General features: G+C 70.1%; 22 protein-coding genes and 1 tRNA gene. 10 read left to right on the forward strand and 13 right to left on the reverse strand.

Going from position 1 to position 21,790, the window contains the following annotated elements; translation table 11 throughout:
- Positions 1-100: 100 nt before the first annotated feature.
- Positions 101-1,384: an ABC transporter substrate-binding protein gene (locus ACFU8V_RS01425; protein ID WP_025102685.1), complete on the reverse strand. Its 1,284-nt coding sequence runs from the start codon at positions 1,382-1,384 to the stop codon at positions 101-103.
- A 137-nt stretch (positions 1,385-1,521) separates the two neighbouring features.
- Here ACFU8V_RS01425 and ACFU8V_RS01430 point away from each other — a divergent pair, with 137 nt between their 5' ends.
- The 5 genes from ACFU8V_RS01430 (at position 1,522) to ACFU8V_RS01450 (ending at position 6,559) form a co-directional block, all read left to right on the forward strand.
- Positions 1,522-2,388, forward strand: a complete 867-nt coding sequence (locus ACFU8V_RS01430) for a MurR/RpiR family transcriptional regulator (RefSeq protein ID WP_303709328.1) — start codon at positions 1,522-1,524, stop codon at positions 2,386-2,388.
- 2 nt (positions 2,389-2,390) lie between these two features.
- Positions 2,391-3,566 carry a DUF1343 domain-containing protein gene (locus tag ACFU8V_RS01435; RefSeq protein WP_303709327.1) on the forward strand — a complete coding sequence of 392 codons (1,176 nt, stop codon included), beginning with the start codon at positions 2,391-2,393 and terminating at the stop codon, positions 3,564-3,566.
- A 63-nt stretch (positions 3,567-3,629) separates the two neighbouring features.
- Positions 3,630-4,118 carry a DUF3253 domain-containing protein gene (locus tag ACFU8V_RS01440; protein ID WP_025102688.1) on the forward strand — a complete coding sequence of 163 codons (489 nt, stop codon included), beginning with the start codon at positions 3,630-3,632 and terminating at the stop codon, positions 4,116-4,118.
- 70 nt (positions 4,119-4,188) lie between these two features.
- On the forward strand, positions 4,189-5,595 hold the full coding sequence (locus ACFU8V_RS01445) for an MFS transporter (RefSeq protein ID WP_378868424.1): 1,407 nt from the start codon (positions 4,189-4,191) through the stop codon (positions 5,593-5,595).
- 46 nt (positions 5,596-5,641) lie between these two features.
- Entirely contained in the window at positions 5,642-6,559 is a 918-nt protein-coding gene (locus tag ACFU8V_RS01450) for a cation diffusion facilitator family transporter (RefSeq protein WP_378868427.1), read from the forward strand.
- 6 nt (positions 6,560-6,565) lie between these two features.
- Here ACFU8V_RS01450 and ACFU8V_RS01455 read toward each other — a convergent pair whose 3' ends face one another.
- Positions 6,566-7,123 (reverse strand): MarR family winged helix-turn-helix transcriptional regulator, encoded by a 558-nt coding sequence (locus ACFU8V_RS01455; RefSeq protein WP_240743066.1) that lies wholly within the window; start codon positions 7,121-7,123, stop codon positions 6,566-6,568.
- 126 nt (positions 7,124-7,249) lie between these two features.
- On the opposite strand from ACFU8V_RS01455, the gene ACFU8V_RS01460 reads away from it, so the two are divergent.
- Positions 7,250-8,050 carry a MarR family winged helix-turn-helix transcriptional regulator gene (locus ACFU8V_RS01460; protein WP_378868431.1) on the forward strand — a complete coding sequence of 267 codons (801 nt, stop codon included), beginning with the start codon at positions 7,250-7,252 and terminating at the stop codon, positions 8,048-8,050.
- 749 nt (positions 8,051-8,799) lie between these two features.
- Here the strand turns inward: ACFU8V_RS01460 and ACFU8V_RS01465 are convergent.
- Entirely contained in the window at positions 8,800-9,447 is a 648-nt protein-coding gene (locus ACFU8V_RS01465; RefSeq protein WP_025102694.1) for a TetR/AcrR family transcriptional regulator, read from the reverse strand.
- Between the two features lie 72 nt (positions 9,448-9,519).
- Between ACFU8V_RS01465 and ACFU8V_RS01470 the strand changes: the two genes are divergently transcribed.
- Complete coding sequence (locus ACFU8V_RS01470) at positions 9,520-10,521, forward strand: alpha/beta fold hydrolase (RefSeq protein WP_025102695.1); 1,002 nt, start codon at positions 9,520-9,522, stop codon at positions 10,519-10,521.
- On the opposite strand, the gene ACFU8V_RS01475 is transcribed toward ACFU8V_RS01470, so the two are convergent.
- The gene (locus ACFU8V_RS01475) at positions 10,454-10,927 is read right to left on the reverse strand and encodes a hypothetical protein (protein ID WP_025102696.1); all 474 of its coding nucleotides are present in this window, start codon (positions 10,925-10,927) and stop codon (positions 10,454-10,456) included. The genes ACFU8V_RS01470 and ACFU8V_RS01475 overlap by 68 nt on opposite strands.
- 1 nt (position 10,928) lies before the next feature.
- Positions 10,929-11,534, reverse strand: coding sequence for a dCTP deaminase (dcd, locus tag ACFU8V_RS01480; RefSeq protein WP_025102697.1), 606 nt, complete (start codon positions 11,532-11,534; stop codon positions 10,929-10,931).
- Positions 11,535-11,620: 86 nt separating this feature from the next.
- On the opposite strand from dcd, the gene ACFU8V_RS01485 reads away from it, so the two are divergent.
- Positions 11,621-11,694 (forward strand) — tRNA-Gly (locus ACFU8V_RS01485).
- 480 nt (positions 11,695-12,174) lie between these two features.
- Here the strand turns inward: ACFU8V_RS01485 and ACFU8V_RS01490 are convergent.
- From ACFU8V_RS01490 to ACFU8V_RS01510, 5 genes are all read right to left on the reverse strand, one after another.
- On the reverse strand, positions 12,175-12,588 hold the full coding sequence (locus ACFU8V_RS01490) for an arsenate reductase ArsC (RefSeq protein ID WP_025102698.1): 414 nt from the start codon (positions 12,586-12,588) through the stop codon (positions 12,175-12,177).
- 24 nt (positions 12,589-12,612) lie between these two features.
- The gene (locus ACFU8V_RS01495; protein WP_025102699.1) at positions 12,613-13,602 is read right to left on the reverse strand and encodes a metalloregulator ArsR/SmtB family transcription factor; all 990 of its coding nucleotides are present in this window, start codon (positions 13,600-13,602) and stop codon (positions 12,613-12,615) included.
- Positions 13,599-14,696, reverse strand: coding sequence for an ACR3 family arsenite efflux transporter (gene arsB, locus ACFU8V_RS01500; protein WP_025102700.1), 1,098 nt, complete (start codon positions 14,694-14,696; stop codon positions 13,599-13,601). Before arsB ends, ACFU8V_RS01495 begins: the two co-directional genes overlap by 4 nt.
- Positions 14,693-15,676, reverse strand: a complete 984-nt coding sequence (trxB, locus tag ACFU8V_RS01505) for a thioredoxin-disulfide reductase (RefSeq protein ID WP_378868439.1) — start codon at positions 15,674-15,676, stop codon at positions 14,693-14,695. The genes arsB and trxB overlap by 4 nt, the downstream gene beginning before the upstream one ends.
- A 110-nt stretch (positions 15,677-15,786) precedes the next feature.
- Positions 15,787-17,091, reverse strand: a complete 1,305-nt coding sequence (locus ACFU8V_RS01510; RefSeq protein ID WP_025102702.1) for an NAD(P)-binding domain-containing protein — start codon at positions 17,089-17,091, stop codon at positions 15,787-15,789.
- Between the two features lie 26 nt (positions 17,092-17,117).
- On the opposite strand from ACFU8V_RS01510, the gene ACFU8V_RS01515 reads away from it, so the two are divergent.
- Positions 17,118-17,513: a helix-turn-helix transcriptional regulator gene (locus ACFU8V_RS01515; protein ID WP_197426468.1), complete on the forward strand. Its 396-nt coding sequence runs from the start codon at positions 17,118-17,120 to the stop codon at positions 17,511-17,513.
- 184 nt (positions 17,514-17,697) lie between these two features.
- A complete protein-coding gene (locus ACFU8V_RS01520) occupies positions 17,698-19,728 on the forward strand; it encodes an MMPL family transporter (RefSeq protein ID WP_378868442.1) in 2,031 nt (676 codons plus the stop codon).
- Positions 19,729-19,752: 24 nt separating this feature from the next.
- On the opposite strand, the gene ACFU8V_RS01525 is transcribed toward ACFU8V_RS01520, so the two are convergent.
- Genes ACFU8V_RS01525 through ACFU8V_RS01535 form a run of 3 tightly spaced genes read right to left on the reverse strand, consistent with a single transcriptional unit; the run spans position 19,753 to position 21,774 of the window.
- Positions 19,753-20,313 (reverse strand): dihydrofolate reductase family protein, encoded by a 561-nt coding sequence (locus ACFU8V_RS01525; RefSeq protein WP_025102705.1) that lies wholly within the window; start codon positions 20,311-20,313, stop codon positions 19,753-19,755.
- Positions 20,310-20,924 carry a DUF1684 domain-containing protein gene (locus tag ACFU8V_RS01530; protein WP_085605165.1) on the reverse strand — a complete coding sequence of 205 codons (615 nt, stop codon included), beginning with the start codon at positions 20,922-20,924 and terminating at the stop codon, positions 20,310-20,312. Before ACFU8V_RS01530 ends, ACFU8V_RS01525 begins: the two co-directional genes overlap by 4 nt.
- Before the next feature lie 40 nt (positions 20,925-20,964).
- Positions 20,965-21,774: a sugar nucleotide-binding protein gene (locus ACFU8V_RS01535; RefSeq protein WP_025102706.1), complete on the reverse strand. Its 810-nt coding sequence runs from the start codon at positions 21,772-21,774 to the stop codon at positions 20,965-20,967.
- Positions 21,775-21,790: the final 16 nt, after the last annotated feature.

Consider the following 21,790-nt stretch of genomic DNA (forward strand, 5'->3'; position numbering starts at 1 on the left):
TGGGGAGGGTTGGGGTACGCTGTGGCGCGCGGCGCGGGGGGTTGTGGGGGGCGCCCCCCCGCCCCCCCGCCGCCCCCCCCCCCCCCCCCCCACGCTCGGATCAGGAGGAGGGGGTGAACCAGGTGGAGATGCCCGACTGCAGGTCGGCGCCCAGCTGCTCCGGGGTCTTCTGACCGAGGAACATGGCCTGAATGTCCGGGCCGAGCACCGCGGTGCCGGTCGGGTCGCCGTACCGGAAGTCGACGAGCAGCAGGTACGGAGCCGGGTTGGCGGTGTACTGCTCGTTCATTTCCTGCATGAGCGGGTCGGAGTACTCCACCCCGGGGAGCGCGGAGAACTGGTCGACCTCGTCGGCGACGAGCTGGCCGAACTCCTTCGTCGTCATCCAGTTGAGCAGCTCGGTGGCCGCCTCCTGATTCTCGCTGGCCGCGTTGATGCCGAAGCTGCCGTCCGCGTAGCCCGGGGTGACCGCGTGGTCGAGAGCACTGTCGGGGGACGGCGGGACCTCGTAGACGCCCCACTCGGTGTCGGGCGCGGAGCTCTGGAACGTGGGCAGGTCGAACGAGCCGCCGGGCCACTGCGCGGCCTGGCCCGAGGTGAACTGCAGGACGGCGTCGGCGACGGCGATCGCGTTGACGTTCTTGTCGAGGTACTTCTGCATGTCCTGCACGATCTGCAGCGAGGACACGTAGGCGGGGTCGGTGAAGTCGACGTCGCCGGCGAGTACCTTCTCCTCGAAGTCCGCACCGCCGTAGTGCGCCGAACCGACGATGTCGTGGAACATCGGCAGGACCCAGTCCTCGCGGGCGCCGAGCGCCATGGGGGTGACGCCCTCCTTGAGAAGGGTCTCCTGCAGCTCGATGAACTCGTCCCAGTCGGTGGGCTCCTCGAGGCCCATCTCGTCGAACATGGTCTTGTTGTAGAACATCTGCATGGTCTGGTACGCGAAGGGGACGCCGTAGGTCTTGCCGTCGTCCTTGCCCTGGGCCGCGCGCAGGACCGTGGGGTCGAACTGGTCGAGACCGTCGACGATGTCGTCGATCGGCACGATCTGCTCCGACTGGATCGCCGACTGCACGCCGCCATAGGCGCGCAGCATCGCGATGTCCGGACCGTCGCTGCCCTCGAGGCCGGTGGCGAGGATCTGGTTGTACTCGGTGGGCTGGAAGCCCTCGAACTCGATGGTGACGCCGGGGTGGGACTCTTCGTAGGCGTCGAACACGGCCTCCCACTTCGGGGACGACGAGGCCTGCCAGGACCAGATGGTCAGGGTGACATCATCCTGACCATCGCCGCTCGAGGCTGCGGGCGCGCAGCCGGCGACGGCGAGTCCGGCGACCAGGATCCCTCCGGTGAGAGCGAGGCGGACGGGGCGGTTTCGCATGGTGTTCCTCTCGGGTGACGTCTTCGTCGCGGCACGGGGACGATGCCGACACTGCCACTGTGGGCAATCTCTTACAAAAATGCAAGCGTTTCTGAAAATTCCTACCGAGTGCGGACCCGACCTGCCATCATGGGCTCGTGCCGAACAGTGTCGTGACAGCCATCCATCAGCGCCTCTCCGCGCTCACCCCCACGGAACGCCGCATCGCCGAACGCGTGCTCGCCGAACCGCAGGCGGTCCTGGAGAACTCCATCACCCGCCTCGCCGAGGAGTGCGGGGTGTCGGTCGCCAGCGTCGCCCGCTTCACCCGCAGCCTCGGGTTCCCCGGGTACCCCGACCTGCGGATCGCCCTGGCCGGAGAGCTCACGCGGAGCGCATCCGAGCGCGAGCGCTTCCAGGTGTCCGCGGGGGATGTGAGCCGCCACGACGACGCCGCGACCACGGTGCGCAAGATCGCCTTCGCGGAGGCCGAGGCCATCGAGCGCACCGCCCGCCAGCTCGACATCGCCGAGCTGGAGCGGTGCGTCGCCGTGGTCCGCGGCGCGCGTCGTATCGACATCTACGGCGCGGCCTCCAGCGGACTCGCCGCGCAGGACCTTGAGCAGAAGCTCCATCGCGCCGGCCTCGTCGCCCAGGCGCGGACCGACCACCACCTCGCCCTCACCGGCGCCGCGCTCCTGGACGATCGGGACGCCGCGATCGCCATCTCGCACTCCGGCCGCACCCTGGAGATCGTGCAGGCGGCCGAGGTGGCCGCCGCCGCCGGCGCCACCACCATCGCCATCACCAACAACCCGCGCTCGCCGCTCGCCCGCGCGTGCGCGCACACCCTCGTCACGGCGGTGTCGGAGTCGACCTTCCGCTCCGGCGCGATGGCCAGCCGCATCGCCCAGCTCGCCGTCCTCGACTTCCTCTACACGCGTATCGCTCAGGCCGACTACGACCGGATCTCCACGAACCTCCAGCGCACGCACGACGCCGTCACCGCTCACAGAATCGATTGATCATGCAGCTCGGAATCGACCGCCTCCTCCACGACGACCTGACGCAGCCGCAGCGGGACCGCCTCCGGGGCGCCCGCCTCGGGATGGTCACGAACGACCTGGCCCTCACCTCGACCCTCGCCCGTGGACGCGCAGGCCTCGCCGACGCCGGATTCCCGCTCACGCTCCTCTTCGGCCCCGAGCACGGCCTCGACGGCCGGGCCAGGGAGGGAGAGCTGATCGGGGATCTGCGGGACACGCTGACAGGGCTCCCGGTGCGCAGCCTCTACGGCGCGGACGTGCGTCCCGCGGCCGCCGACCTCGCCGACCTCGACATCGTGCTCGTCGACCTTCCCGACGTGGGTGCGCGTTTCTACACCTACATCTGGACGATGAGCCATGTGCTTGAGGCGTGCGCCGACGCGGGCGTCGCCGTGATGGTGCTCGACCGCCCGAATCCGCTCGGCGGACGCCTGGAGCAAGCCGAGGGGCCGATGCTCGACGAGGCGGCGAACTCGCTCGTCGGGCGGTGGACGATGCCCGTCCGCCATGGTCTGACGATCGGCGAGCTCGCGCGGCACTGGGTGCGCACGCGCGGGATCGACGTGGAGCTGCACGTCGTCGAGGTGCAGGGATGGACGCGCGATCAGACCGCCCTCGGCCGGCAGGAGCTGACCTGGATGCCGCCCTCGCCGAACCTGCCCAGCGCCGCGACCGCCCTCCTGTACCCCGGCACGTGTCTGGCCGAGGGCGTGAACGTCTCCGAGGGTCGCAGCACGGCCGTGCCCTTCCGCGTCGTCGGCGCCCCGTTCATCGACGCCGAGGAGTACACGACCGCGTTCGTCGAGCTCGCCCTTCCCGGCGTCACCGCCTCCCCCTACGGCTTCACCCCCCTGGTGCGGGATCACGCCGGCGAGGCCTGCCAGGGGCTCCTCCTGCACGTGACCGACCCGGCCGCCTTCCGGCCGGTGCACACCGGCGTCCGCCTGCTGTCGCTGCTCGCCACCCTCTACCCCGAGGCCCTGGCCGAGCGGGCGCTGGTGCCGATGCCCGGGGAGTCCGACTGGTCCCCTCTGGAGAAGCTGTTCGGGGTCGAGGGCGCCTTCCGCCGGATCACGGCGGGCGAGTGGGACGAGCCGGAGTCGCTCGCGGTGCCGGACTGGCCGGGGCTCGTCGACGCCGACCTCCTCTACCGCTGACCGGCAGCCGCGCGGACGTCAAGGGGATGGCGGCGCGCGCGGCCGCCGCGCAGGATGGCCGGTATGACGGACGACGGCCCCGCGCCCACCGCGGACGGACACCACATCGTCGTGAACGGCCGGCGGTGGCGCGCCACCGATCCGTCGATCCCCGAGAACCTGCGGCAGGAGCTCGTCGACGAGCTCATGGCCGCACGGCGCGCGGTCAAGGCGGCGGAACCCGACGCCCGCCGTCGCGTGCAGGATGCGAAGACCGCCCTCGGCGAGCGGGGTGCCCCGTGGTGGGAGGAGCCCTCCGCGGCGCAGGCCGAGGAGCGGATCGCCGCGACGATGCGCGCCCTCACCCGGAAACGCGCGGACTCGTCGATCTGCCCGAGCGACGTCGCCCGCGCGGTCGGCGGCGAGGAGTGGCGCGACCGGATGCCCGACGTGCGCCGCGTCGCCGCGGACCTGGCCTCCCGCGACGTCGTGGTCGTCACGCAGAAGGGCGAGCCGGTCCAGATCGCCGACGCCCGCGGACCCGTCCGCATCCGCCGCGGCCCCGCCCTCTGAACGCCCCGGGCGCCCGACGCCGACGGCGCGCCGTCACCGGGCGTTCACCGTCCGCGGCCAGACTTCGACCATGACCTCACCCGATCCCGCGGCGGGCGCCCCCGAGCCCGTGGCGACAGCGAACAGCGGCGCCGTGGCCGTCGTCGGCCTCGATCTGCGCGGAGACACCCCCGCGCCTCGGAAGCAGGTGTACTCCTGGGCGCTGTGGGATTGGGCGACGCAGCCGTTCAACACCGTCATCCTCACGTTCGTCTTCACCGCGCTGTACCTCGTCAGCGCCTCGTTCCTGCCGCCGGAGATCGCCGCCCTCGACCCGAGCGACCCGGTCCGCGTCGCCGCCGAGGCCGACCTCGCCTCCGGTCTCGGACTGGGGTCGACGATCGCCGCCCTGGGCATCCTCCTGCTCGCTCCCGTCCTCGGCCAGCGCGCCGACGCGGCCGGACGACAGAAGCTCTGGCTGGGCATCGGCACCGGCGCTCTCATCCTCTGCATGCTGGGACTGTGGTTCGTGGAGCCGCAGCCGGCCCTCTTCTGGCTCGGCGTCGCGCTGATCTCCGCCGGTTCCGTGTTCGGCGAGATCGCCGCGGTGAACTCCAACGCCATGCTCATCGGCATCGCGAACCCGAAGAACGTCGGCCGCATCTCCGGCCTCGGCTGGGGCTTCGGCTACCTCGGCGGCATCATCGCCCTCGTCATCGTCGTCCTGCTCGACACCTTCGACTGGTTCGGGATGTCCACCGACAACGGCCTCGCGTACCGGCTCATCGCGGTGGGGTGCGCGGTCTGGGCGATCGTCTTCAGCATCCCGATCTTCCTCAACGTGCCGGAGCCGTCGCTCGGGCGGCCGGAGCGCAAGGTCGGATTCTTCCGCTCCTACGTCCTCCTCGTGCAGGACGTGATCGGCCTCTACCGCGACCCGCAGACCCGGTCGACGTTCTGGTACCTGCTCGCCAGCGCCGTGTTCCGCGACGGCCTCGGCGGGGTCTTCGCGTTCGGCGCCATCATCGGCACCGCGGTGTTCCGGTTCGGCACCCAGGACATCATCGTCTTCGGCATCGCCGCGAACCTCATCGCCGGCGTCTCGACCATCATCGCGGGGCGCCTCGACGATCGCCTCGGCCCCAAGCGGATCATCCTCGGCTCGATCGGATCGATGGTCGTCGCCGGCCTCGCCGTGTTCCTGCTCCGCGACGCCGGGTCGCTCGTGTTCTGGATCGGCGGCCTCGTGCTCTGCGCCTTCGTCGGCCCGGCGCAGGCGGCGGCGCGCTCCTTCCTCGCCCGCGTCACCCCGGCAGGCCGGGAGGGCGAGATCTTCGGTCTCTACGCCACGACCGGCCGGGCTGCGAGCTGGATGGCCTCGGCCGCATGGACCGTGCTGATCGTCTCGACGAGCCAGACCGCCTACGGGATCCTCGGCATCGTCATCGTGCTCATCATCGGGTTCCTGCTCCTGCTCCCGGTGAAGGCGCCGCGCTGAGCCCGTTCGGGGCATCGGACGGGTCGGGCGGGAGTAGCCTGACCCGGTGACCGTCGTCCTCGCCTTCCTCGCCAACATCCTCGTCGCGATCGCGAAGACGGTCGCCGCCGTCATCACCTCGTCCGCGTCGATGGTGGCCGAGGCCGCGCACTCCTGGGCGGACGCAGGGAACGAGGTCTTCCTGCTCATCGCCGATCGGCGCGGCGCGAAGACCAAGGACGCCCGGCATCCGCTCGGCTACGGCCGCAACGCGTTCGTCTGGTCCCTCATCGCGGCGTTCGGCATCTTCACCGCCGGCTCGATCGTCTCGATCATGCACGGCATCCAGGAGCTGTCCGACTCCGGCCCCGTGGAGAGCCCGGTCGTGGCGTACATCGTGCTCGGCATCGCCTTCGTGCTGGAGGGGGCGTCGTTCACACAGGCGATGGTCCGCTCCCGTCGGCTGGCCCAGGAGCGCGGATCCTCCACGTGGGACTTCGTGCTCGAGACGAGCGACACCACGCTCCGGGCGGTGTTCTTCGAGGACTCCGCCGCCCTCATCGGCCTCGTGCTGGCCGGCGGGTCGATCCTCCTGCATCAGCTCACCGGTGTCGCCGCGTGGGATGCGATCGGGTCGATCCTCGTCGGGATCCTGCTGGGCATCGTCGCCGTGATCCTGATCGGACGGAACATCGCGTTCCTCGTCGGCGCGTCGGTGTCCCCCGCGCTGCGCTCCCGGGTCGGCACGGCCCTCCTCGGCATGGACGACATCGAGCGGGTCACCTACCTGCACATCGAGTACGTGGGGCCGAACCGGCTGTTCCTCGTCGCCGAGGTCGACCTCGCGGGCGATGCGCGCGAGCACGACGTGGCCCGGCGACTGCGGGAGGTGGAGCGGCGGATCGAAGCGCACGACGCGGTGGAGACCGTCGTGCTGTCCCTCTCGGTGGACGACGAGCCCTCACTGGACTTCGCCCGCGCGTGAGGCCGGTCAGGCGCGCCAGTTGTCGGCGAGCTTGGTGAGCAGCCGCGCGAGCTCCGTGCGCTCCTCCGGCGTGAAGGACTCGAGCGCGCGGCCGAGCAGCTCGCGGCGTTCGCCCCGCATCCCGCGAGCGAGTCGGCGCCCCTCGTCGGTCAGCGCGATGCGGGTGCGGCGGGCGTCGTCCGGATCGGCCTCGCGCCGCACGAACCCGGCTTGCACGCCCTGCTGCACGAGCCGGGACGCCCGTGGCTGATCCACGCCGATCGCCTGCCCGAGCGCGCTCACGCTGAGGGGTTCTGGCGCGGCGGCGAGGGCTTCGAGCATGCGGAGACGGGCCGGTCCGCCGAGGCGGCCGCCGTCGGCCATCCACGGCGGCATCCCCGGGTGGCCGCGGTGATGGGCGAAGTGCTCGCGCGGGTCACCATGGGGCCCGTGCCCGTGTGCACCGCGTGGCCCGCCGTGCTCGCGACCGCCGGGCCCGGGTCGACGTCCGCGCAGTCGGGAGAGCGCCTGCGCGATCGCTTCAGCAGCGTCGGGGGACGCGGGGTCGATCGGATCGGTGGCCATGCCCCGATTTTACATGCAGCTTGACATGCGTCTCGGTTCCATGTCACACTGCATGTACATGCACAGTGACATTGATATGTCGGATGACATCCGTCATCGGTGCACCACAGACCACGAAGGATCACCATGAACACCACTGCAGACAGCACTTTGGACAACACCTCCCGCCCGTTCGGTTTCTGGCTCAAGGCCATCGACCGCCTGATGGCACAGGACTTCGCCACTGTCTTCGCCGCGGAGGGCGCGACCCGCCGCGACTGGCGGCTGCTGAACGTCGTCGATGGCTCGGTACCCGCCCGCCGCCCGTTGAACCCGCACAAGCTGCACGATCTCATCGACCGCGGCTGGGTCGAGGCGGACGGCGACGGATGGGCGCTGACCGACGAGGGCCGCGCGGCGAAGGAGCGTCTCGGCGCCGCCGTCGACGGCATCCGCGCGAAGGTCGCCGACGCGGTCTCCGACGAGGAGATGGCGACGACCCTCGCGGCGCTCGAGAAGATCGCCCGCGCCTTCGGGTGGGACGAGGAGACCCCTCTCCCCCGGAAGCAGCGCCCCGGGTTCGGCTTCGGCCCTCGTGGCGGCTTCGCTCGCCGGCACGGGCACGGGAACGAGCACGGGCGCGGCTTCGGGCACGGCTTCGGGCACGGGGACTTCGACCCCCGGCACGGCTTCGACCCCCGGCACAGCTTCGGCCCCGAGGAGGGCTTCGGCCCCCGGCACGGCTTCGACCGTCACGACGGAGCCGAGGAAGGCGGGTACCGCGGGCGCGGTCACCACGACGGCCAGGGGCACCGCGACCACGGTCACGCACACCGCGACCACGGCCGCGGTCACGGGCACGGGCACGGCCACCGCGCGCAGCGGATGGCGGAGCGCGCATTCGAGCGTGGCTTCGACGCCGGATTCCGCCACGGCCACGCCGCCTGACCTCACCTCCTCGAAGCGCCCCACCGGAACCCCGGCTGGGGCGCTTCCGTGCACCGGGACGCCCCTCCGGGATCACTTCCGCACCTCCCGAGCGCACTCGAGGCACGTCTTCGATCCCCCACCCGCGCCCCAGCCCGACCCGAGCCGAGGACGGAGGCGAAGCGCCCTGAGCCGAGACGGGATCAGAGTCGCGCCTCCCAAGCCGTTCCGGAGCACGTTCTCGCTCCCCCACCGCGGCGACGCGAGCGCCCACTCTGCGGACGGGATCAGAATCGCCCCTCCCGAACGCCCCAGCGGCACGTTTTCCATCCCGCAGGGTCATGCAGGCAGGCGGCGCGGGAGGGACGAGGAACGAGGCGCCCGGTGGAAGCGCAAGGGCCCGAGGCGACAGGTACAGGGAAGGCACGTGCGCGGATCAAGAACAGCCCCTCCGTCGCACCTCGCGGGCCACTTCTCATCCCGCACGCAAGACGGCAGACCCCGACCGTTAAGCAGGATCGGAAACGCCCCTCCCGACCGACCTCGCGGCTCATTTCCATCCCGCACGCAAGACGGCAGGCCCCGACCGTCGGGCGGGATCAGAAACGCCCCTCCCGACCGACCTCGCGGCTCATTTCCCATCCCGCACGCATAAGGGGGCAGGGCCCGACCGTGGGGCGGGATCAGAAACGGGCCTTCGACACGGGACTGCGGTGCGTTTCTGAGCCCGCAGGGGGAACGGGGGCGTGGGGCCCGGGCGCGGGACGGGGCTAGAGGTCGAGGAGGGCGAGTGCGGTTTCGGGGGCGCCCGCGTCACGGAGGCGTGAGCGCATCGCGGCCGCCGCAAGCGCATACGGCCTGTCGCTCCGCAGGAGGAGCGACCGCGCGTTGGCCTGCTCATTGAGGGCGACGAGCTCGAACGCCAGCACCTCGACGTCAGCCGCGTCGACCTCCCCCTCCGCGGCCGCGAACCGCAGCTGGGCCTCGATGTATCCGTACCAGTCGACGAGGGCTGCACGCACGGCATCGCTCACGGGACCGGGCTTGGAGTCGACGTCCGCCGCGGTCGCCGCGAAGAAGCAGCCGCCCGTGAAGACGCGGTCCTTCGAGTAGACCAAGGCGTTGTGGAGGAGCGCGGCCAGGCGGTGCGCTCCCCTTGGCTGGGCGCGGGCGGGCCCGATGATCCGCTCGACGAAGATGTCCTGAGCGGCGGCGACCGTCGCGAGCTGCAGGCCCTCCTTGCTCTGGAACAGCGTCGCGATGCTGCTCTTGCTCGACCCCGAGGCGGTCGCGAGGCGTCCGATCGTCACGCCGTCCAGACCCTCGACGGAGGCGAGGTCGGTCGCGCTCTCCAGCACGATGCGGCGGGAGGCGTCGCCGCGTGCCCGCCGGCCGTCCTGAATTACACCATCCACCATGGCCCTAGTATACGAACGACCGTTCGCCTAGTATACGGATGATCGTTCGTATAGTTCGGTGAAGGAGCCTCCATGCCGTCCGCGTCCTCTCTCCTCGTCCGCGCCCTCCCGACTGTGGGACGCCTCTCCCCTCTCCTCGCCGGCGATCTCGCCTACCGGCTGTTCTTCTCCACCCGCCCACGGATGGCCGTGCGTGCCGCCGACGCCGCCACCCACGACGACGCCCGCCGCGGGACGCTCCTCGTGCGCGGCATCCCCGTCACGACCTACACGTGGGGCACGGGTCCGCGCACCGTGCTGCTCCTGCACGGCTGGCGGGGCCGCGCCTCCCAGTTCGCCCCGCTCGTGCGGGAACTCGTCGCCGAGGGATTCCGGGTCGTCGCCTTCGATGCCCCGGCGCACGGCTCCTCCGGCGGGCGGCACACCGATATCCGCGACTGGGTCGATGCCGCGGAGCAGCTGGACCGCACCCACGGCCCCTTCTCCGCTCTCATCGGACACTCCTTCGGCGGGCTCGCGGCGCTGACCGTCGCCCGGTCGTCCGGCTCGGTCCCCGCCGTCGCCGTCGTCGCCGGGGCCGCCGCACCCGAGGCGTTCCTCGCCCAGTTCGTCCGTGACCTCCGGCTCGACCCCGCCACCGCGGACCGACTCCGCACCCGCTTCCACCGCCGCCTCCGGCTCGATCCCGCAACCGCCGTCGAACGGTATGACGCAGGCGCGCATCCACTCCCCGCCGGCACCACACTGCTCATCGTGCACGACCGGGGCGACCGCCGGATGCCCGACCACGACGCCCTCCGGCTGCACGCCGCTCATCCCGGCCGCTCCCGTCTCGTCCGCACGGTGGGTCTCGGTCATACGAGAGTGCTGTCGGCTGATCCGACCCTCGACGCCGTGGTCGCTCTCGTGACCGGGGGTCTCGACGCCGTGGATGCGCTCGGCACCGCCACGGGACGAGCCGACATTGATGCCGCACCGGCGGACCCGCCCGCCGCCCTTCGGAGCCCTACACCCGGGTCGGCAGGAAGCCCGCGCCCGGGTCGACGGCCGCGAACGGCAGCCCGACAGTGGTGATCAGCACGACGAGCGTCACCACAGCCGCCGCGAGCAGGAGGAAGAGCACGACGAAGACGACGACCGCGAGCATCCGGTAGCTGCCGGTGTCGGCGACCTCCGGGGCGATCGATCGCTGCGCCCAGTCGTCCGCAGCCGCCGCGGGCTGCTCGCCCTGGAGGATCGCGGGCGTCGGGCGGGATCGCTCCGAGCGACGGGTCGGTGCCGGAAGCGCATCGCCTGCGGCGTCCGGTGCTGTCAAGAGCCCCTCCGGGATCGGTGTCTCCGGCGGTGGAGGCGGGATGACGGCGTCGGCCGGCGGGATCACCGCGTCGGCGGGAGCGACGTCCGGCCCCGAAGCATCCGGCGGCGCCGCCCCCTCGGGCACCGCGGACTCGTCGGAACTCGTCCCGCTCGCGTCGCTCATGTCAGCCTCCGACGGCTCCGATGTCAGTCACACCCACGTCGGTGCGGTGGAAGTTCTGGAACGACCGGGACGCCGTCGGACCCCGCTGACCCTGGTAGCGGTTGCCGTAGGGACCGGAGCCGTACGGGTTCTCCGCCGGTGAGGTGAGCCGGAAGAAGCAGAGCTGGCCGATCTTCATGCCGGGCCACAGCTTGATCGGCAGCGTCGCCACGTTCGCGAGCTCCAGCGTCACATGCCCGGAGAAGCCCGGGTCGATGAAGCCGGCGGTCGAGTGGGTGATGAGCCCGAGGCGCCCGAGCGACGACTTCCCCTCCAGCCGCGCGGCGATGTCGTCCGGCAGGGTGACCTGCTCGAACGTGGCCCCCAGCGCGAACTCGCCGGGGTGGAGGATGAAGGGCTCGTCCGGATCGACCTCGATCAGCCGCGTCAGCTCGGGCTGGTCGACCGAGGGGTCGATGAACGGGTACTTGTGATTGTCGAAGAGGCGGAAGTAGCGGTCCAGTCGCACGTCGATGCTCGACGGCTGGATCATCTCCGGCGCATGCGGTTCCAGGCCGACGCGGCCGGAGGCGAGTTCTGCTCTGATGTCGCGATCGCTGAGAAGCACGGCACAAGCCTAGTCATGAGCGACCCGCGCTTTGGCCATCCGGCCCGCGACAGGTAGGCTTGCTCCACCTGCTCTCGGGCGGGTGCGGGGCTGTAGTTCAATGGTAGAACTTCTGCTTCCCAAGCAGACAGCGCGGGTTCGATTCCCGTCAGCCCCTCCATATGTGACTTCCACAGCTGATCCGGACATTCCGGAGATACTCCAGACCGGAGCTCGCCTCTTGTGCTCCCGCGGTTGCCCGCTTGTTGCGTCGATCCTCCCTGATGACGCTGATGATGCTGACGGTCGTCGTGATGAGCAGCAGGGTCTGGAAGGTGGCCTGGAATGGGTCAGGGTTCTCGGAGGAGTGAGCTTGCGGCAGGGAGGCACCCAGGGTCCCGCGCCCGAGGCGAGGTAGGGCACATCGCCGAGCTACGAGCGATGCCGCGAAGAACGCCGCATCGTGTCGCAAGGTACGGGCCACTCCCGGACGGATGGTTCGTCGCCGAATCGCGACCCTGCCGTTCCGACCCCGACGTTCCGTGGCGGGGCTCCGGGTGTACCCGTTCTCAGGCAGACTGCCCGCCGGAGGCCGAGTTCATCCCGATGTCCGACGGCAGCTGCAATAAGAATGCGCCGTGGTGTTCAGCCGGCCCAGGGATCACAGCAGTTCGGCCACCAGCTTCTGAATGCGCGCGCGGATGTCGTCGCGTATCGGGCGGACTGCGTCGATTCCCTGTCCGGCCGGGTCCTCGAGCTTCCAGTCCTCGTAGCGCTTGCCCGGGAAGAACGGGCAAGCGTCGCCGCATCCCATCGTGATGACGACGTCAGATGCCTGCACGGCTTCGGTTGTGAGCACCTTGGGCTGTTCGGCCGTGATGTCGATGCCGAGCTCGCCCATCGCCTCCACGGCGATCGGGTTGATCTGGTCGGCTGGCATGGAGCCAGCGGAGCGCACTTCGATGCGGTCGCCGGCGATGTCACGGAGGAAACCGGCGGCCATCTGTGAGCGTCCGGCGTTGTGGACGCAGACGAAGAGGACCGAGGGCTTGGTGCTCGTGGTCGTGTCAGTCATTGGTGCTCCTGGTGAGAGGCGTGGTCAGTGGACGAGGTCGTCGACGAGTGCGCGAACGCGTTGGGCGATCTCGTCGCGGATGGCCTCGACGCCTTCGCGGGAGGCGAGGGCGGGATCGCCGACCGCCCAGTCGTCGTAGCGGACGCCGGGAATGATGGGGCAGACGTCGCCACACCCCATGGTGATGACGACGTCGGCCGCGCGGACGGCATCGTCGGTGAGCGGCTTCGGGAATCGCTCAGCAGCCCCGTCACCTTCGATCTCCGCTAGGAGCGAGCGGACGTGGGGGTGGACGACGTCGGCGGGAGCGGAACCGGCGGAGCGTGCGACGACCTTGCCGGGGGCGAGCTGGTTGACGAGCGCGGCGGCGAGCTGCGACCGTCCCGCATTGGCGACACAGACGAACAGCACTTGCGGGAGGGCCGAGCCGCGGTCTCGGGTCAAGTCCGCGAGCCGTTGCCGCGCGAAGCGCTCGGTGAGAGGGATGAGCGTCGAGGTAACGCGGGCGGTCCGCGCGAGCGCGGTGTAAGACTCTCGGACGGTCGTGAGGACGACATCTGGGTCGAGCTCGGGCACTTCTGCCGCGAGCTCCTCGGCGAGGCGGGTCACGCGCGCGTCGAAGTCCGGCCGTAGCGGGCTTTCTTCGTCGACGCGGCCGGGCGCGACCGAAGCCGGCGCGAAGGAGTCCAGCAGTGCGGTGACGGCACCACGTCGCGTCGGGTTGATCCGATACCAGACCCATGTGCCGCGTCGCTCAGATGTGAGCACCTCGACGTCCCTGAGCACCTTGAGGTGGTGGGAGACGGTGGGCTGGGAGACGTCGGCGAGCTCAGCGAGGTCGCACACGCACGATTCTCCTCGCGGGTCGGAGGCGATGGCCGACAGCATCCGTAGGCGCAGCGGATCCGACAGCGCCTTCAGCGTCACGGCGACTGTGGAGGCTGCTTCCAGCCCGATGGCGTGCGTCGCGACCGGACTGCACGTGTCGATGTCCGTCGTTGCAGTGACGTTCATGACTGCATCCTTTCAGCCGCGTACGGGTCCGTGTGGAACCAGCGGCGGGCTGCCCAGAGCGAGACATACACGAGCCCGACGAGAACCGGGACCTCGATCAACGGACCGACGACGCCTGCCAGGGCCTGTCCGGACGTCGCTCCGAACGTGCCGATGGCGACAGCGATGGCGAGCTCGAAGTTGTTGCCGGCCGCGGTGAACGCCAAGGTCGATGAGCGGGCGTAGCCGAGTCCAAGTGCTTTCCCGGTGAAGAGACCGATGAACCACATGACCGCGAAGTAGGCCAGCAGAGGAAGCGCGATCCGCGCGACGTCCCACGGGCGGCTGGTGACCTGTTCCCCCTGAAGAGCGAACAGCAGCACGATGGTGAAGAGCAGACCGTAGAGGGCCCAGGGACCGATCTTCGGCAGGAAACGACCTTCGTACCAGTCGCGTCCCTTCGCACGCTCTCCGATGAGGCGGGAAGCGAAGCCGGCGATGAGGGGGATGCCCAGGAAGATCAGGACGTTCAATGCGATCTGCCAGACCGATATCTCCAGGCCTTGCGAATCGAACCCGAGCCAGCCGGGGAGGACGGTCAGGTAGAACCATCCGAGCAGCGAGAATGCGACGACTTGGAAGACCGAGTTGATGGCGACCAGAACGGCTGCCGCCTCCCGGTCGCCGCAGGCGAGGTCATTCCAGATGACGACCATGGCGATGCAGCGCGCGAGCCCGACGATGATGAGCCCCGTGCGATACTCGGGCAGATCGGGGAGGAACGCCCAGGCGAGGACGAACATCAGCGCAGGACCGACGAGCCAGTTGAGCACCAGCGACGAGATGAGCAGTCTCTTGTCTCCGGTGACGGCAGCGATCCTGTCGTAGCGGACCTTCGCGAGGACTGGATACATCATCACCAGCAGGCCGAGCGCGATGGGAATGGAGATTCCACCGAGTTCGAGAGCGGCCAGGAGATCGGAGACGCCGGGGATGAAGCGGCCGACGAGGATTCCACCGACCATGGCCAGGCCGATCCACAGTGGCAACCACCGGTCGAGAGTCGACAGACGTCGAGTGGCTGGAGCAGTAGTGGGAACAGTTGCGGTGCTCATGCGAGGAGCGCCTCTGCGGCGGCGTCAGCCTCGATGGGTGCGGTTTCGTCAAGCGCGGCCAGGTAGTGCTGGGCATCCTGAGCCGCGGCGCATCCGGTGCCCGCCGCAGTGATCGCCTGACGGTAGGTATGATCCACCAGGTCGCCGGCGGCGAAGACTCCCGACACGTTCGTGTGGGTGGAGGGGTGGTCGACGAGGACATATCCATCGGCGTCGGTTTCGACGAGCCCGGTGACGATCTCGGAGCGCGGGTCGTGACCGATGGCGACGAACACTCCGGTGGCGGGCAGTTCCCGTTCCGCACCGGTGACGCTGTCGCGGAGTGCGACCGCCTCGACCTTCTCGGCGCCGATGAGGCCCGCGACTTCCGCGTTCCAGGCGACTTCGATCTTCGGGTGGTCGAGCACGCGCTGGGCAATGATCTTCGATGCGCGGAACTCGCCGCGGCGGTGCACGATAGTCACCTTCGATGCGAAGCGGGTGAGGAACAGCGCCTCCTCCATTGCGGAATCCCCGCCGCCGACGACGACGATCTCCTGGTCACGGAAGAAGAAGCCGTCACACGTGGCACACCAGGACACGCCGCGGCCAGTGAGGCGCTCCTCGTCTGGCAGTCCCAGCTTGCGATAGGCGGAGCCCATCGTGAGAATGACGGCGCGAGCATGGATAGTGTTCCCCGTGCCGGTCTCGATGGTCTTGGTGCGCCCGTCGAGGTCGACCCGGATCGCGTCGTCCAGGAGGATGCGGGCACCGAAACGCTCCGCCTGCGCGCGCATCGACTCCATCAGTTCGGGCCCCTGTACGCCGTCAACGAACCCAGGGAAGTTCTCGACCTCGGTCGTCGTCATCAGCGCGCCACCCGCCGTCACGGATCCGGCAAGCACCACGGGCGCGAGGCCAGCTCGCGCAGCATAGATGGCTGCGGTGTAGCCCGAAGGGCCGGACCCGATGACCGCAAGCTCGACTTCTTGTATCGACATGTGTCTATATTGACACTCATCAATGCCTGAGGCAACCGCTACGATCCGCGTTGGTCTGACACGGAAGGGCGGGGCTCCACTCATGAGCCCCGCCCTTCCGTCAGCGGAGATCAGCTGACGGCGACGGGCCGTGCGCCGATCTGGATGGTTGAAGGAGCCGCACAGCAGCTGCCCGCGTTGTCATCGAAGTCGCCGGACCCCCCGCACACCCCGGTGTCGGGGAGGACGAGTTCGCTGCGCCCGGCGGCCTCGTGATCTCCCACGAGGTGCGCGGCAACACTTCGCACCTGCTCGAAGCCGGTCAACGCGAGGAAGGTCGGCGCCCGACCGTAGGACTTCGCGCCGACGATGAAGAACCCCTGCTCCGGCTGCGCGAGCTCTCGCGCCCCCGTGGCACCCACAGATCCGCAGGAGTGGATGTTCGGGTCAATCTCGGACGCGATGCCCACGACCGCCTCGAGCGCGGGATCAAGATCGATACGGAGCTCTCGCAGCATCTCCGTGTCCGGCCGAAAGCCCGTGAGTGCGAATACACGCCCGACACCCGCGACCTCGCGCCCGTCTTCGGCGACCACGGTCAGGCCGTCAGCGGCTTGCCGGAACTCGGCGACACGGAATCCGGTCACCAGCTCCACGACACCCTCGTCGACCATCTTGCGCGCACGAGAGCCGAGCGCGGCCCGTTCGGGAAGTTCATCTCTGGCGCCACCCCCAAAGACGTTCGTTGCCTCCCCCCTACGGAGAATCCAGGTGACGCGGGTGCCAGGGGCCCGGCGTGCCAGCTCGCTCAATCTCAGGACAGCGTGCGCGGCGGAGTGCCCCGCTCCCACGACGACGACGTGCGACCCCGCGAGTTCTGACACATCGGCCGGGATGCGGTACGAGATCAGATCGGATGCTGCGGCCTCCCCGAGGGCGGGATATCCATCCGCGCCCGCCGGATTCGGAAGCGCCCAGGTGCCGCTCGCGTCGATGACCGCGCGAGCGAGAACTCGCGACTCTTGGCCGTCCGCGCTGACCGTATGCACGACGAAGGGCTGGCCCTTGCGTCCGCCGTCGACGACCTTGTCACGACCTTGACGAGCGACTCCAGTAACGGTGGTCGCGTAGTGAACCCGCTCGCCCAAGGCATCCGCGAGAGGCGCCAGGTAGCTGTCCACCCATTCGGCGCCGGTCGGGTACCCCGAGTCGGGTGCGGTCCATCCGGTCGGCTCAAGAAGACGTCGTGCCGCCGCGTCAGTGAGCTCTGGCCATGCCGAGAAGAGGCGCACATGCCCCCATTCAGCGACCGCAGCAGCAGGCCCCTGCCCGCGCTCGACGACAACCACGTTCTCGTCGCGTTCGACAAGACGCGCCGCTGCGGCGAGACCCTGCGGACCCGCTCCGATGACGACGACAGGAAGCTCGGACATCATGTCTCCTCAAATTGACAAACTTCAATATGAAGACTGTCGCCCACCTATCGAAGATTGTCAATACGTGTCACACTAGACCCGTGAGCTTGCCGACGACAATCGAAGCGACCAGCTGTTGCGTTCCGCCTATAGCGCCGTCGATGACCGTCGCGGACGCCGAGCGTGTCGCCCGGGTCTTCAAAGCGCTGGGCGACCCCACGCGCGTCCGACTGTTGTCGCTCATCGCCGCCGGAGCCGGCGGGGAAGCGTGCATCTGCGACCTGACCGAACCCGTGGGACTCTCACAGGGCACGGTGTCGCATCACATGAAACTACTGGTGGAAGCGGGCCTGGTCACACGTGAGCAGCGCGGCAAGTGGGCCTACTTCGCTCTGGACGCGGGGGCGATGGATGCTGCCGCCAGTGCGCTCCGCGCGGTGTGACCAGCGCACCGAGCCGGCTGGAGCTGGCTCTTCGTGATGCCCGCCCGTGCGGACGCGTGCCCGACCGGCATCCATCGAAAGAGGGAGACTTCCCTCCATCGTCTTGACGATGTCGCCGCCCGGCGCTCCTGGTGGAGTGACGGGTATGGCAGATTCTCGCGCTCTTCGGCGCTTTCCCGAGTGGATGACCTCCCGTGGCGGAGCGTGGATCACGCTCGGAGCGGTCGTCCTGATCATGATGACTCTCTTCGGCCTGTTCGGGTCGGCGAAGGCACCCGCCGGCAACGAGCAGGCCCCCGCGGGGTCGGAGTCGGCGCACACGAGCGACCTGCTGGCCGAGTTCCCGAACGCGGATCGGCAGTCCGTGATCGTGGTCGCGTCACGCGACGACGGCGCGACGCTCTCGGCAGAGGACGTCACCGCCCTCGAAGGTCTCCTCCCGGTGCTCGACGCGCACGCGGACGCGGATCCGACCGGGCCTCTCGTGAGCGAGGACGAGAAGGCCGCGGTTCTCGTGACGCCGATCGCGGTCGGCCAGACGAGCACCGACACCGCCGCGGTGATCGCGGCGCTCCGCGCCGACATCAACGAGCACGCACCGGACGGGATGACGCTACTCGTGACCGGCGGTCCGGCGTTCGGCGCCGATATCGCCGCCTCCTTCGAAGGCGCCGACTTCACCCTGCTCCTCGTGACCGTCCTGATCGTCGCCGTGCTCCTCATCGTCACGTACCGGTCACCGGTGCTGTGGCTGCTGCCGCTCGCCGCCGTCGGCCTGGCCGACGGACTCGCCGGGCGACTGACCGCGGCTGCCGGTTCCGCGTGGGACCTGCAGTTCGATGCCGGGATCATCAGCGTCCTCGTCTTCGGCGCCGGGACCAACTACGCCCTGCTCCTGATCTCGAGATATCGGGAGGAGCTCACCACCACGACGAACCACCGCCGCGCGCTCAGCACGGCCTGGCGCCGGACCGCTCCGGCGATCCTCGCCTCGAACCTCACGGTCGTCCTCGCCCTCCTGACACTCGCCCTGGCGGTGATCCCCGGCACGCACGGACTCGGCGTCTCGTCCGCCATCGGGCTGTTGGTCGCCCTGGCGTCCGTCCTCTTCCTCCTGCCTCCGCTGCTGGCGGTGTGCGGACGGAAGGTGTTCTGGCCGTTCGTCCCTCGTCCCGGAGCTGCCGCACGACGCGACGGGGTGTGGCGGACGATCGCGACGCGCGTCGTGAGCCGGCCGGTCGTGAGCCTCCTCGGGGGTGCGGCCCTGCTGGCCGTGATGACGGTCGGCCTCGTCGGGACGACCGTCGGACTCGACCAGGTCGACAAGTTCCGGGTCCCGTCCGAGTCCGCGACGGGTCTCGAGGTGCTCTCGAACCACTTCCCGGCAGGAGAGGCGCAGCCGATCCTCATCGTCACGGACAGCGGCGAAGCCGAAGCCGTCCTCACTGCGGCGCGCGACGTGGAGGGCATCGTCCGCGCCGCTCCTGTCGGGACGACGGACGACGAGAAGCTCACGAAGATCCTGGTGACCAGCGAGTATGCGCCCAGCACCGACGAGAGCCTGGCTCAGATCACGGATCTCCGGGACGCCGTGCACGATGTGCCCCGGGCGGGGGCTGTCGTCGGCGGCGCGGTGGCGACGGATCTCGACGCCCGTGCCGGGAACCTCGCGGACCTCGGCGTCGTGGTGCCGCTGGTGCTGGCCGTGAGCTTCCTGGTGCTGGCGTTCCTGCTGCGGTCGCTGGTCGCGCCGCTGCTGCTGCTCGCCGTCAATGTGGCGAGCGCCGTGGCCGCCATCGGCGCCGGAGCCTGGCTCAGTCGCGTGCTGTTCGGGCAGCACGCGCTCGATCTCCCGGTACCGCTGCTGGCCTTCCTGTTCCTGGTCGCCCTCGGCACCGACTACACCATCTTCCTCGTCCACCGCGCCCGGAGCGAAGCGGCGCTGCGGGGTACCCGGGACGGCATGGTGGAAGCGGTCGCCCACACCGGCGGCGTCATCACGAGCGCCGGGATCGTCCTCGCCGCCGTGTTCGCGGCGCTCGGCGTCCTGCCGCTGGTCACCCTCGGGCAGCTCGGCCTGATCGTCGGGGTCGGCGTGATCGTCGACACGCTGGTGGTCAGGACGGTGATCGTCCCTGCGCTGTTCGCTCTCGTCGGCGACCGCATCTGGTGGCCGGGGCGACCGGCCTCCCGAAGCGTCGCTGACGCCGGCTGATTCGTCGGGGCTGCTGTGCGTCGCTCACGCCGCCGGACGGTACCGCTGCGCGACGGCGCCGGAGCGGAACTCCCGCCGCTCCACGAGCTCGAGCCGAAGACGCTCGCGCACGCCGTCGAGCAGCCGAGGACCATGCCCCGCGACGACCGGGTGGACCACGAACAGGTACTCGTCGATCAACCCGAGGTCGGCGAGCGCCGCGGGCAGAGCCACTCCGCCGACCGACAAGCCCTCCCCCGGCTGATCCATCAACCCCCGCACCGCCTCGGCGAGGTCGCCGCGCACGAGGTCCGCGTTCCAGTCGACGGCATCGAGCGTCGCCGACACCACATGCTTCGGCAGGCGATCGATGGTCTCGGCGAAGGGCGTCTCCCATTCCTCCATCCAGCCCGGCCAGACCCCGGATTCCGGACGCCGCCACGCGGCCCGCATCATGTCGTACGTCACCCGGCCGTAGAGCAGAGCGTCGGCGCGCTGCAGCTCCGCGGTCCAGAAGCGCATCGACTCCTCGTCGGGCGGGAGTCCCGCTTCGTGATGGCAGCAGCCGTCGAGCGTCACGTTGATCGCGTACCGCAGCGGCCTCATCGGAGCTCTCCGACCGGGACCGGCACCGTCAGCACGTTGCCGGGTGGCGCCAGCGGGCACGCCCACGCCGGGTCGTAGGCGCAGGACGGGTTGTACGCGAAGTTGAAGTCGAGCACGAGCGTGCCGCGGCGCGGGTCGGCCCCGAGGTCGGCACCCTTGATCGTGTCGATGAGGTACCGCCCGCCGCCGTACGTCCCCCCGCTCTGCCCGGCGGAGGAATCGCGCACTGGCACGAACAGGCCGCCGCCGTAGGAGGCGAGCCGCCACACGTCGAGAGACCCGACGTCAGGGATCTCCACGACGCCGACGCGCTCGAACGGCACGATGCCGTCCGTCCCCGTGGCGAACTCGAACGTGGCCGGCTCCGTGTCGAGGATCGGGAGCTCGAACCGCCAGGCGGGGTCGTACGAGGCGATCGGCAGCCCCTCGAACAGCGCCCTGTCCTGCGGGAGGAGGGGCGTCGCCGGGTGCCGCAGCAGCAGCTCGTCGCGCTCGATCCGCCACAGCTCGTGCGCCTCCTCCGGGGAGTCGGCCCGTCGCACCGCTTCGTACAGGGCGAACACCCGCCGCCGCCAGTCGACGACCTCGACGGCCGTCTGCGCATTCGTCATGCGCCCACGGTACGCCGGACGACGGACGCTCGGAACGGCCTCAGTCCCGGTCGATCATGTCCGCGTAGCCGTCCTCGTAGGTCGGGTAGTCCAGCCTGCCGAGGACCGCATGCACCAGCGAGCCGTCGTAGACGAAGCCGCTCACCGCACCGCCGTCGTCCGGGGGCACGGGCACGCCGAGGCGGTCGGCGAGGAAGGTCACGACGTCTCCCAGGGGGGCGGGCGCCTGGTCGACGGCGTGCACGAGCGCCGGGGGCTCCGGCATCCGCAGCAGCAGGTCGAGAATGCGTACGAGATCGGTCTCGTGGATCCGGTTCGTGCGGCGGCGGTGCGTGACGGGTGCCCCCTCCCTGACCTTCCGGAGGAGGAACTCGCGCCCGGGACCGTAGATGCCCGCGGGGCGCACGACCACCGCGTTGAAGAGCTCGACGGCCGCCTTCTCGCCGTCCCGCAGACCGCGGCCCCGGTCGGTGGTGGGTGCCGGCTCGACCCGCTCGGTCACGGGCTCGGAGCTCCCGGCGCCGTCGAACACCCCGGTGGACGAGACGAAGACCGTCCGCGTCGGCCGGGCCGGCAACGCCGCCGCGAGATGCGCGAGCGCCGTGCGATACGACGACACGTCCGGACCGGGCGGCAGGGTCATCACAACCGCGTCGACCTCGGGCAGCGGCGTGGTGAGCGGAACGGTCAGATCGGCCGCGAGCGCCGTCACCCCGTCCGGCACGGGTCCGTCACTGCGGCGGAGGGCCAGGACCTCACCACCGTCCGCGAGGAGCAGCGGAGCGAGCCGGGTGCCGAGTTTCCCGAAGCCGACCAGGAGGGTGCGGCGCGGCGGAGGCGGAGTGGTCATCCCTCCCACCCTCGCA

The sequence above is a fragment of the Microbacterium sp. NPDC057658 genome (genome assembly GCF_042799975.1).
Classification (GTDB): Bacteria; Actinomycetota; Actinomycetes; order Actinomycetales; family Microbacteriaceae; genus Microbacterium.